The 11,515-nt window shown below is 52.3% G+C and carries 15 protein-coding genes; 1 reads left to right on the forward strand and 14 read right to left on the reverse strand.

Going from position 1 to position 11,515, the window contains the following annotated elements; genetic code table 11:
• Positions 1 to 124: 124 nt before the first annotated feature.
• Positions 125 to 349, forward strand: coding sequence for a hypothetical protein (locus tag Q4A85_RS12600; RefSeq protein ID WP_303110896.1), 225 nt, complete (start codon positions 125 to 127; stop codon positions 347 to 349).
• Positions 350 to 558: 209 nt separating this feature from the next.
• Here Q4A85_RS12600 and Q4A85_RS12605 read toward each other — a convergent pair whose 3' ends face one another.
• From Q4A85_RS12605 to Q4A85_RS12670, 14 genes are all read right to left on the reverse strand, one after another.
• Positions 559 to 2,775 (reverse strand): FepA family TonB-dependent siderophore receptor, encoded by a 2,217-nt coding sequence (locus tag Q4A85_RS12605; RefSeq protein WP_303110898.1) that lies wholly within the window; start codon positions 2,773 to 2,775, stop codon positions 559 to 561.
• A 368-nt stretch (positions 2,776 to 3,143) separates the two neighbouring features.
• Positions 3,144 to 3,788, reverse strand: a complete 645-nt coding sequence (locus tag Q4A85_RS12610; RefSeq protein ID WP_303110900.1) for a VWA domain-containing protein — start codon at positions 3,786 to 3,788, stop codon at positions 3,144 to 3,146.
• 49 nt (positions 3,789 to 3,837) lie between these two features.
• Positions 3,838 to 4,464, reverse strand: coding sequence for a TerD family protein (locus Q4A85_RS12615; protein WP_303110902.1), 627 nt, complete (start codon positions 4,462 to 4,464; stop codon positions 3,838 to 3,840).
• Positions 4,449 to 4,631, reverse strand: coding sequence for a hypothetical protein (locus tag Q4A85_RS12620; RefSeq protein ID WP_303110904.1), 183 nt, complete (start codon positions 4,629 to 4,631; stop codon positions 4,449 to 4,451). The genes Q4A85_RS12615 and Q4A85_RS12620 overlap by 16 nt, the downstream gene beginning before the upstream one ends.
• A 56-nt stretch (positions 4,632 to 4,687) precedes the next feature.
• Positions 4,688 to 4,822, reverse strand: coding sequence for a hypothetical protein (locus Q4A85_RS12625; RefSeq protein WP_303110906.1), 135 nt, complete (start codon positions 4,820 to 4,822; stop codon positions 4,688 to 4,690).
• A complete protein-coding gene (locus Q4A85_RS12630) occupies positions 4,809 to 5,447 on the reverse strand; it encodes a VWA domain-containing protein (RefSeq protein WP_303110908.1) in 639 nt (212 codons plus the stop codon). The genes Q4A85_RS12625 and Q4A85_RS12630 overlap by 14 nt, the downstream gene beginning before the upstream one ends.
• A 243-nt stretch (positions 5,448 to 5,690) precedes the next feature.
• The gene (locus Q4A85_RS12635) at positions 5,691 to 6,278 is read right to left on the reverse strand and encodes a TerD family protein (protein WP_303110910.1); all 588 of its coding nucleotides are present in this window, start codon (positions 6,276 to 6,278) and stop codon (positions 5,691 to 5,693) included.
• 102 nt (positions 6,279 to 6,380) lie between these two features.
• A complete protein-coding gene (locus Q4A85_RS12640; RefSeq protein WP_303110911.1) occupies positions 6,381 to 7,079 on the reverse strand; it encodes a TIGR00266 family protein in 699 nt (232 codons plus the stop codon).
• An 87-nt stretch (positions 7,080 to 7,166) separates the two neighbouring features.
• On the reverse strand, positions 7,167 to 7,742 hold the full coding sequence (locus Q4A85_RS12645) for a TerD family protein (protein ID WP_303110912.1): 576 nt from the start codon (positions 7,740 to 7,742) through the stop codon (positions 7,167 to 7,169).
• Between the two features lie 108 nt (positions 7,743 to 7,850).
• The gene (locus Q4A85_RS12650; protein WP_303110914.1) at positions 7,851 to 8,360 is read right to left on the reverse strand and encodes a hypothetical protein; all 510 of its coding nucleotides are present in this window, start codon (positions 8,358 to 8,360) and stop codon (positions 7,851 to 7,853) included.
• A 45-nt stretch (positions 8,361 to 8,405) separates the two neighbouring features.
• Entirely contained in the window at positions 8,406 to 9,185 is a 780-nt protein-coding gene (locus Q4A85_RS12655; protein ID WP_303110915.1) for a DUF6585 family protein, read from the reverse strand.
• Positions 9,186 to 9,205: 20 nt separating this feature from the next.
• Positions 9,206 to 9,784, reverse strand: a complete 579-nt coding sequence (locus Q4A85_RS12660; RefSeq protein WP_303110917.1) for a TerD family protein — start codon at positions 9,782 to 9,784, stop codon at positions 9,206 to 9,208.
• Entirely contained in the window at positions 9,769 to 9,903 is a 135-nt protein-coding gene (locus tag Q4A85_RS12665; protein WP_303110919.1) for a hypothetical protein, read from the reverse strand. Before Q4A85_RS12665 ends, Q4A85_RS12660 begins: the two co-directional genes overlap by 16 nt.
• Before the next feature lie 209 nt (positions 9,904 to 10,112).
• Entirely contained in the window at positions 10,113 to 11,333 is a 1,221-nt protein-coding gene (locus Q4A85_RS12670) for a TerC/Alx family metal homeostasis membrane protein (RefSeq protein ID WP_303110921.1), read from the reverse strand.
• Positions 11,334 to 11,515 lie beyond the last annotated feature (182 nt).

Genomic DNA, 11,515 nt, shown 5'->3' on the forward strand with positions numbered 1-11,515 from the left:
ATGGTTATGTGTGATGATTAAAAAATAGGCAGCATACTTTTTAGGACATTACCAAATAATTAACCAAGAATTAAGTTTTGCTGCAAGTTATGTAGGAGATCAACAAAAAGATATTGTTAGGAAATTGAAATTTATCGTATGGGGTACGTTGGCTGCTTCTGGGGTAGCTATTATTATTTCTCTTACTGCGGCTTTTCTGATTACACAAAATACCGTGAAACAATTAGAACGTGCAGAATGGGCTAATGATATTAATTCTGCTATAAGCAAAGGACGACTGGCTAGGTGTAATGGTAACGAAGGTCTATGCGTCAAGGTAAAAGGTAAGCTGATTAGACTAGATGAGTAAAAATATAGGCAGTATACTTTTTAGAACACTAATGAATAAATTAAATCGGTATTCAAATTAACTATTAGGGAGCCTGAAAAGCGAAACCAAAAGCCCACCCCCCATTTTCAGGCTGCCTATCCCATTCGCACACAACAAAACCGCCCAAATGCAAAACCGTTCCATTCTGCATTTGGGCGATTATCTATGGCGCGCGCAACGCCATTCAATCAAAACGACACTTTCAGGCTGCCGTAGAACGAGCGACCGGGTTCGTTGTAGCTTTGTGCGCTGCTGTTATTGCTGCTGCGATACAGTTTTTTGTCAAACAAATTGTTCACGCCCAAGCGCAGGTTCACATATTTGTTGAAGCGGTAGCCCGCGCTGATGCCCACTAAGGCATACGGTTTCACCGTTTCGCCCGATAAGCCTGTGTTGCGCTCGGCGTTGTTCAAAATCACGGTGCGCGGTTTTTGCTTGCCGTAGTAGGTTAGGTTTAACGCCGCGTCCAGTTTTTCGTTGGGTTGCCAATTCAGGCTGCTGTTGATAGTGAACTTGGGCGTAACGGAAAGCGGGTTGCCTGTGTCTTTATTGATGGATTTGTGCATATAGGTGAAATTGGTTGTCCATTTGAGCGTGCGGTGCAGCGGCAGGGTTAAGTTGCCTTCCACGCCTTCCACCAAGGCTTTGCGGGCGTTTGTCCATTGATACATATAGTTGCCAAGCTGGCTGCGCATAATGGCGCGGTCGCCTGCCACGATTTTGTTGCGGTAGTCGTTGTGGAAATACGCCATAGACGCTTGCACTTTGTCGTTGGCAAATTCAAAGCCAATTTCTTTGTTCCAACTGGTTTCGGGTTTCAGGCTGCTGTTGCCCATTAAATAGCAACGGATAGATGCGGGCGTGCCTGCGGCGCAGCCTTGCCCGCGTGTGTACAAGATATAGTTGGGGTTGCTTTGGTAGAGATTGGGCGATTTGTAGGCGCGGGCGATGCCGCCTTTGATGCTCCAGCCGCTGCCAAGTGCTTGCACAAAGTTGAGCGCGGGGCTCCAATTGCTGCCTGAAACACTGTTGTGGTCAAAGCGCAAGGCTGGGATAAGCTGGGTTGTGCCGTTGTTTAGGCGATAGTGGTCTTCCACATACAGCGCGAAATTGCTTTGGCTGGTTTTGCTGTTGCGCCCTGTGCCGATGCCTGCAAAGCGGTCGGTGCGCCCTTGGTCGGAGAAGCCTTGCACCATAGAGCCTTTGTCGTTTAGGCGGTCGTGGTTGTATTCCGCGCCTAGGGTTACGACATGGTCGCCGCCCAGTTTAAACGGGATATTGGCTTCGCCAAACAGGCGGCGGGTGTTGAGCGTGCTATCGGTAAAGGTTTTGGGCGATTGGTATTGCCCTTCGAGGCCGCCCATTAAGCCTTCCACCAAGTGATGATTTTCGGTGCGGTCAATTTGCGCCACCACTTTGGTGTCGCCCCAGCTCCAATAGCCTTCGTGGGTGAGCGCGTTGCTGATGCGGGTTAAACGCACGGTTTCTGAGCCATACAGCGATTCGGTGAACGCATTGGGGTTGTTGTTTTGGTTGTCGCCCGCGTAGATATTGCCTTGGCGGCTGTATGAACTATCCAGCGTCAGCGTTTGTTCGGGCGTGATGCGCCATGCCACGCGCGCGGCGATGTCGCGGTTTTTCACGCCATCGCGCCCTGCGCCCAAGCTGGTGCTGGTTACGGTGCGCCCGCCGCGCCGCGTGGTGGTTACGGTGGCGGTGTTGATGTCGGCAGCATCGGCATCGGTTTTATTCAGGCTGCCATAGATGCGAATGCCCAGCTTGTCTTGAATAATCGGTCCGCTCACATTAAAGCCAATGCGGTTGGTTTTGCCTTCTTTGCTGTCTTGCGGCTGATTGGTGTAAAAATCCAACGCGCCATGCCATTCGGTGCTGACTTTCTTGGTAACGATATTAACCACGCCGCCCGCCGCGCCCGAGCCATACCGCGCTGCCGCTGGCCCGCGCAAAACGCTAATGGATTCAATGTCTTCAACAGGCACCCAGTTGCTGTCGCCGCGCGTGTTGCGCTCGCCGCGCCAGCTATAACGCTCGGCGTTGCGCGAAGTTACGGGGCGGCCGTCAATCAAAATCAGCGTGTTTTCAGGCCCCATGCCGCGAATGTCAATTTGGCGTTTGTTGCCACGCTCGCCCGATGCGGTGTTGCCCGTTAGGTTTACCCCCGGCATGGTGCGCACGATGTCGGAAATGTCGTTGACAGCGGGGCGGTGCTCCAAATCTTGCGCGGTGATTTTGGATACGCCCAGCGATTGTTGCAACTGGCGTTGCGCGGTTACATACACGGTTTGCAATTCGCCGCCGTCTTGCGGTGCGGCGGTGTCGTCTGCTTGGGCAAATGTGCTGGCAAGGGCAAGCGGCAGCATGGCTAGGGTAAAGCGAGTTTTCATTTGGGGATTCCTTTGTGTGTGTTTACAAATACAGCGAGAATGTGAAAAGGTGTAAATGATAGCGGGTGGCGGGGAAATTTCCAAGCTAAATAGTAAGGATTTGCATTTGCGATGGTGGTTTGTGGGGTGGGTGCAACGGTACACGTTGGGGAGCGGGCGGGAAGGGTGGGACTGCGGCAAACGTTCCCCGCGTGGGTACGCCGCGATGCGCGGCGTGGTCTGGCAAAAGATAAGGCAGCCTGAAACTGGGAGATAGGGTTTCAGGCTACCTTGGGGTTGCTGGATAATGAAGCTAGGGCTAACACGCGATGGTTAAAGGCAGCCTGAAAACGGGTTTTAACCATTTTCAGGCTACCTAATCTATCGGCTCACAACACCACATTGATTTCAGGCGGCGGTGGGGGCAATTCGCTTGCGCCTGCGGGGCTGCCCACGCTCACGCTGCTTTGGGCAACGGCGGCGGACACCCATTGGAAAAATTTGGCGAACGAAGCCGCGTCCATGGTGTCCAGCGAAACCACGTTGTCGGTGAGCTGTTTTAAATAGCTGGCATCGGCTTTGGGCCCCGCCGCGCAAGCGACGATGTTGCCAAAGCCGAGCTTTTTGATTTCGGGCAGCACTTCGCTGTATGCCAACAGGTCGGTGGGCTTGCCATCGGTGAGCACGATTAAAATCGGTCGCCAGTCGCCTTTTTGCTGGGCTGTGCCCATGATGCGGTCGCGTTTAACGGCGGCAACAATGTGCTCCAACACGCCGCCCAGAAAGGTTGCGCCGCTTTCGGGGCAAACGATTTCGGGCAGCACCACTTGCTCCAACGGCGTGAGCGGCAGCACGGTTTGGATTTGGCTGTCAAACGTGGTGATGCTCAAATGCACGCTTTCCAGCGCATAGGGGTTTTGGCGCAGCGACGACATCAGCGCGTGCAAGCCAGAGTTCACGGCTTCTATCGGCTCGCCGCGCATAGAGCCTGATGTGTCAATGCAAATGTAGGTAAGCAGTCGGCGGTTAGACATAGTGTTTCCTTGTTCATAATCAATAGCAAAGGGGCAGCCTGAAAATAGGTTAATACGGCATATAGCTTGCGCGCAGCAAGTCCACAAAGCGGTCGGTTTGGGCAAACTCGCCCACCGCGCGGAACACCCATTCGCCCTGCGCATCGCGTTCGGCGCGGGCAAAGGTCATGGCGCAATGGGGCGCGTTTTGGGCATCGCCGCCGATTTCGTAGCGGCAAATTTCGCGCCCGTTGGCATCCAAAGCGCGGATGTGGGCTTTGTTTACCCCCGCAAACGACTGCCCGCGCTCTTTGCCTTTAAAAATCACCACGGCAAACACAATCGCAGCGTATTCGCGCGGCAAATTATCCAAATCCACTTCAATGGTTTCATCGTCATCATCGCTGCCCGAGCCTGTTCGGCTGTCGCCACTCAAACGAATTTTGCCGCTGGGGTGCACCAGCGAGTTGTAAAACACCACATCGCCGCCCACCAGCGTGGGCTTGCCGTTGTCGCCCAGTTTGCCCAAATTGCGCACCTTGCCCGCGCTGTCTAACACAAAAGCCACCGCGTCCAAATCGTACTCGGGATGGCTATTGACCACACTCCAGCCCAAGCCGATTTTGAGCCGCGAAAGGTTGAAGCCCGTGTCTTTGCGCAGGTTTACGCCTTGTCCTTTTTTTAACGAGATTGCCATGTTGTTGTCCTTTTAATGCGTTTCAGGCTGCCTGAAAGGTGGCTGTGGATTTTGCCGTTGCATGGCGTTGCGCCGCCATACCCACGCTTTCGGTTGCTGAAAAATGAGCCGCCCGCTCTTCGTGGCGAGCATTTTATGTTTTCAGGCTGCCTTTGTATGCATGGCATCATATTGGCCAACAAAGGCAGCCTGAAAAAACCTTAATTACAGCATCCCATTCAATTCACCCTACTTGCGCCCTATTGAGCGCGGTATAGCATCGTTTTGCGTTTTCAGGCTGCCTTTGGGGATACGATGGCGATGCGCCCCAAGGCAGCCTGAAAACCATAAAAGCCTTGTTACACTCAAAGCACCACATTCAATTCAGGCGGGGGTGGGGGAAGCTCATCCAAGCCGCTCACTTCCTTGCCGCCATTTTCAATTTTTTGGCTGGACACCGAAATAGAAGCCGACACCCATTTAAAGTAGGCTTTGATGGAATTGGCATCCGCTGTATCCAGCGATACCACGATTTCGGTGATTTGTTTCAGCGTGTTGCTGTCGGCAGACGCGCCCGCCGCGCAGGCAACAAACGTGCCAATTTTCACCGATTTCAACGCTTCAATGCCCTTGCTGATGCTGTCGGTGGGCGCGCCATCGGAAAGCAGGAACACCACGGGCTTCCAGTCGCCTTTCACTTCCGCGCTGCCTTGCACCACTTCGCGCTTGATGCAATCGGCAAGCAGGGTTAGGGCTTCGCCCATGGCGGTTGTGCCGCTGGCTTGGATGTCGGGCACTTGGAAATTCATCAATTCGGTTAAGGGCGTGATTTGTTGCGCGCTGCTGTTAAAGGTAATCACGGATAAATAGGCGGTTTCCAGCGCGTAGGGGTCTTGGCGCAGGGCGGAAATCAATACTTGCAGCCCATTGCGCACGGCTTCTATGGCTTCGCCGTGCATGGAGCCTGATGTATCAACGAGTAGGTAAACGGGTAATCGGCGCATGGCTGCTCCTGTGTGATGAAGTGAATAGTGGAATAGGGGGCATAGGCAGCCTGAAAAGCCAAAACAGCATTTTATAGTAAGCCAAAATAAAAACGGCATGAGTAGGGTGTGTGGCTTTGCCACGCACCATTTGGCTTGGCTAAACGGTGCGTGAACAAGTTCACACACTCTACGTACCGATTGAATGAGATATTTCTTGATTTATTTCACTATAAAGATGGTTTTCAGGCTGCCTGATTGGCTTTACAAATGCGGCAAAATTTTGGGAATGATTTTATCGGGCGTTGCGCCTTGGCTGTTTTCGCCGATGGCGTGCATTTTCCATTCGCCGTTGTGGCGATACACTTTTGCCATGATTTGCGCGGTGTGGTTGCCTTGCGCCGATAGGTCGTAACGCGCGATTTCTTGCCCGTTGTCGCCGTTAATCAGGCGGCAAAAGGCGTTTTCCACTTTGCTGAAATCTTGCCCTGTGTAGTTGCTCACGGTAAACACCAGCGATTTGATGTGCGCGGGCACGCGGTTGAGCGCAACGGCGATTTGTTCGTCGTCGCCATCGCCATCGCCTGTGCGGTTGTCGCCGCTGTGTTGGATGGAGCCATCTTCGCTGTGCAGATGGTTGAAGAACACCAAATCCACCAGTTGATTTTGTTCGTTAAACATAAAGCACGATGCGTCTAAATCAATCTCGCCGCTGCCGCCTCCAAATAGGCTGGACAAAAAGCCGCCTTTTTTCGCGGCATCCCAGCCCAAGCCCATAACAACCGAGTTGAGCTTCGCGCCTGCTTCTTTTTCCAAAGAGATTTTTTGTCCTTTTTGCAAATTCACTGCCATGATGGTTTCCTTTGTTTAGGGGGTGAAAAAATGTAGTTGAGTTGGGGTTTCAGGCTGCCCTAATTGTTTTCAGGCTGCCTACTAGATAGGGCGAAACAGCCATCAACCCGCGCGTTGGCTGGCGACCCAGCCCGCAAAGCGTTTCAAATGGCGCGAGCAAATTACCACTTTGCCCCTGCCCGAGAACTTCAAAACCACGCCTTCGCCGCTGGTGATACTGTTCACAATATTGCCCAGCAAGCCACGGTCTTGCCCTGTGGTGAGCGAGATTTTGTAGGACAAGCTGCTGTCCCATGCGACAACGTGTCCGTTGTCCACCGCAATCGGGTTGTCGGGGGTAACGTCTAGCGTGAACAGCGTGCCAAAGCCGCACACGGCAACTTGCCCTTTGCCCGATGTTTGCCCGATAAAAAAGCCGCCTGTGCTGGCAAACATCGCCGCGCCAAGCTGCTGCATTTGCGCGGTTACGGCAACATCGGCGGTTGCCGCCATGTATGCGCCGTCTGATATTTTGTATTGCACCGCGCCCACGTCCAGCACTTCAATGCCGCCGTTCATCATCGGCGCAAGCAGGCAATCGCCATCGCCGCGCGTGGCGGTGATGTGTTGCTGGAAAAAGCTCTCGCCATTGGCTAAACGCCGTGCCAACGCGCTCAAAAAGCCGCCTTGCATTCTGCTTTGCAAATCCAAATTGCTTTCCATCATCACCATCGCATCGCTTTCGCAGGAAATGCGTTCGCCTTGGCGCAGCGAAACGTGGAGAAAAGGGTCTTCATTGCCTGTTATGGTAAAGGTGGGCATGGTGGTTTCCTTGTGGATTGGTGGGGTAGGGCAGCCTGAAAATGGGTGTTGCGCGTTTCAGGCTGCCTATTTTGGGTTGTCTATGGCTTAAACATTCACGCCAAAATGCTGCGCCAACGCGCCCAATCCGCCTTTAAAGCCTTGGCCAATCGCTTTAAATTTCCACTCGCCATTGTGGCGGTAGATTTCGCCAAAAATCATCGCGGTTTCCACCGAAGCATCTTCCGACAAATCAAAGCGGGCGATTTCTACATTGCTATCGGCGTTCACGCAGCGGATAAACGCGCTGGACACTTGCCCAAAGTTTTGCTTGCGGGCATCGGCATCGTGGATGGTTACGGTGATGGCGATTTTGTCCACATCGGCGGGCACGGCAGATAGGTTCACTTCAATCACTTCATCATCGCCTTCGCCCGCGCCTGTGCGGTTATCGCCTTGGTGTGCGACTGCACCGTTGTCGGATTTGGGCTGGTTGTAGAAAATAAAATCGGCATCGGAGCGCACTTTGCCGCTGGCGTTGAGCAAGAACGCGCTGCCGTCCAAGTCAAAATCTGCGCCATCGGTGGCGCGCACATCCCAGCCTAAGCCAATCAGCATTTTGGTTAAACCGGGGGCTTCTTTGCTTAAACTAACGTTACCGCCTTTTTGCAAACTAATTGCCATGTTGTTACTCCTATGAGTGGGGTTGAAGAAAAGGGATTTTCAGGCTGCCTATGCTGAGCCATCAGGCATAGCAAGCGAATTTAAGGCAGCCTGAAAACGAGATTATCGCTATTTGGATGGCACGTTTTCTTTGATTTTTTCCGCCGCGTTTTGGCTGTTTTGCTTGATTTTCTCGGCTTGTTGTTTCACTTGCTCAGCGTGTTGGGTGGCGGATTCTTTCATTTTCTTGGCGGTTGCCATGCCGTTTTGCTTGATTTTTTCTGCTTTTTGCATCGCTTGGGTTGCCGCTTCGCTGGCTTGCTGCATGGCTTGGGTGGCGGCTTCGCTGGCTTGTTGCATCGCTTGCTGGGTGGCGATTTTTGCTGCTTCGCCCGCGTGTTCCATCGCCTTGCCTGCTTGCTCGGTTGCCACTTCGGCGGCTTTGCCTGCTTGCTCCATCGCTTCGCTTGCCGATTGCGCCGCTTCCTGCTCGGCTTGCTGCGCTATTTTTTCGGCTTGCTGATTTTGCTCCGCGTTGGGGGTAACGGTTTCGGTGGGCGCGTTGGCGGTTTGTTTTTCGCCACCGCAAGCGGCAAGCAGCAGGGTTAGGGACAGGGTGTAGAGTGTTTTCATGTTCATGGTTTGCTCCTTGGGGGTGAAAGGCAGCCTGAAACGCGGTTGCGCTTAAAAGAAAGGGTTGAATTTGTACTGCTCGGTGGTGTATTGGTTTAAATCTGCGCCTTGAAAGCCTATCCAATCCAGCACAATTTCCACTTCGCAAATGTCTGCCAGCGATACATCGGCAGCGGCTCGCCATTTGCTTTTGCCGTTGGTTTTGATTTTGTGCAAATACAAGCTGCCGTTTTTGATTTTGGGTGTGTATTCTTGCAGGCTGTAAAACTTGCGCTTAATCCAAATGCCTGCGTGATTAAGTTGCACGCCGCCAAAATCTAGCGTTTCCCCGTTGTCGTAGGCTTCGCGCAAATTGGGCAGGGTGTGGATAAGCTGATATTGTCGCAATACGGCTAACACGCGCTCTGGGGGTTTCCAGCTTGATGAGAGTTTGAGCTTGTCACCATTTGGGGTATAGAGACGAATTTGTGTGCAGGAAGTGGCAAAGCGCGATAAGAAAACAATGCCATACTGCCATTTTCGCACAAATACGCGCATATCGGGCTGGAAATAGAATGTTTTATCGGATAACAGCAGGCGGCGCAGGATGATGCCGTTGTGGTGCAAGATGATGCGGTTTTTGTACCAACTGGCAAGGTAGTACAGCGTCCACAGCAACCATAAAGCGGCGAGCGACAGGGTAGTGCTATTGATACCGTCTTCATCAAACCCCGCTAACAACACTGCCAAACAAACGAGATTAGCCAACAAAAGCAGCCTGAAAAACGCCAAGCGATGCTTGCCATATTCTTGCCCCAAATCAGGCGCGGGTTTGCTAAACGAAAAATCCATTTCAGGCTGCCTATCGCGCGTTAGCCCACGCTTACACCATATTGGTTACACAACGCCAGCAGCCCGCCTGCGTAGCCTTGCCCGATGGCGCGGAATTTCCAATCGCCGTTGTGGCGATACACTTCGCCGAACACCATTGCGGTTTCGGTGCTGTAATCTTCGGATAAATCAAAGCGCAGCACTTCTTGTCCTGTTTCGTGGTTCACCAAGCGCACAAAGGCGTTGCTCACTTGCCCGAAGTTTTGGCGGCGCGTTTCGGCATCGTGGATGGTTACGGTAACAAACAGCGATTTGATGTTGGCGGGCACTTTTTCCAATTCCACGATAACGCTTTCATCGTCGCCATCGCCGTCGCCCGTTAGGTTGTCGCCCGTGTGTTGCACCGAGCCGCAGGGCGATTTGAGCTGGTTGTAGAACACAAAATAATCATCAGACGGCACTTTGCCGTTGTCTGCCGTCATAAACACGCTGGCATCTAAGTCAAAATCTTGCCCATCGCTGCTGCGCGCATCCCAGCCCAAGCCGATAAGAATGTGTTTTAACAGCGGGTCGGTTTTGCTTAATGAAACGTTTTGACCTTTGCTTAATGTAACTGCCATGGTTTTTCCTTTGGTGAATGAACAGGGTTGATTGGATAGATGGGTTTCAGGCTGCCCATCTGTGCGGGGTATAAAAGGCAGCCTGAAAACGAACGAAACACGATGCGTGTTTTATACATTTTCAGGCTGCCTAGGAGCTGTTTACAATGGGTTTGCGAAGCGGATTTTGCGTCAGAAAATGGCGGATGCAAGGCGAAAATGCGAGCCTATGCCCTCCATAGGCGAGTATTTTCAACGTGGCATATGCCGTTTTATGGCGTAAAAGCCACCGCAACACCAATTGTAAGCAGCCCCATACTACTTTCAGGCTGCCTGAAAGTGAATTAGGTTAATCGTTTGCGCTGTTGTCGCCAGCATTGGAAGCCGTTTCAGCAGATGCTGCTTCGCCAGATGGCGCAACCGCTTGCTCTGCCGTTTGCGCGGTTTCAGGCTGCTCAACGGCTTGTTCCGCCGCTGGTGCAACCGACTGCGCCGCTGCAGGTTCAGCCGCCGCTTCTTCCTTTTCAGGGAACAAAAACGAAGCCGCCACGCCCGCCGCCAGCACCACCAGTACCACAACCAACGAAGCATTGGGCGAAATATCCCAGCCGTGGTGGAACATATGATTGGTTGCCGACAACGCCAGCTTAAACGCGATGAAAAACAGCAACACAATCACCGCTTTTTCCAAATGCACCAAATAGGCTTTCAACGCTTCCAGCACAAAATACAGCGTCCGCAAGCCCAAAATGGCAAACATCATCGCGCTATACACAATCAGCGGCTCTTTGGACACCGCAATCACCGCAGGCACGCTGTCAAACGCAAACATCACATCCGACAATTCAATCACCGCCAAGCATAAAAACAGCGGTGTTGCCACCCATTGCCCTTTTTTCATCGCGTGTGGATGGCTGTTTTCGGGGTGTTTCACATCTTCGCCTGCCAATTCCAAATGCGTTTCAGGGCTATCGGCTTGCGCTTTGGCTAATTCTTCCGCGTTCAAAAAGAAATTGTGCCCATACAAGCGCGGGAACACGGGGAAGAATTTATGCACCCAGCGGTACGCCAAGTGGTCGGAATAATCTTCGGTGGCTTCTTCCTCTTCTTTTTGGTTCAGCATCACCACGGCGGAATAGAACACCGCAGCAGCAAAAAGCAATTCCACCCAAGAGCTTAACGCCAGCAAGCCCGCGCCAATCGCCACAAAAATCATGCGGAAAATAATCGCGCCGATGATGCCCCAATACAGCACGCGATGGCGCAGCCCCTCGGGCACTTTAAACCATGCAAACACCGCCATCATGAGAAACAAATTGTCTACGGATAACACCTTTTCCAGCATGTAGCCCGTGAAGAACAAGCTCGCCACTTCGCTGCCGTGGTGTATCCACAAATAAAAGCCAAACAAAATAGACACAAACACCCAAAATAAAGACCACATGGTGGCACTTTTGAGCGACATGGGCTTGTCGTCTCTGTGGGCAAAAAGGTCAATCGCAATCGCGCCAACCGATAAGATGATGAAAACGGCAACCGTTTCTATGGGGAAACCGAGATGTCCTGTCATAAGAAGTCCTGAGTGTGAGATGAGATTAAAGAAAGTTTTACGCGCGGTGGGGCGGGCAAAACGTAAACGAATGGTGTGCTGGATTGTAAATGATTTTTATCAATTTTTAACAAAGGGGGTGGAAAAATTTTGGGGCTGTCCTAGATAACTCAGGAAATTCACATTAAGTTAGAATTTCCCCT

The sequence above is a fragment of the Kingella sp. (in: b-proteobacteria) genome, assembly GCF_030527935.1.
Lineage (GTDB): Bacteria > Pseudomonadota > Gammaproteobacteria > Burkholderiales > Neisseriaceae > Kingella_B.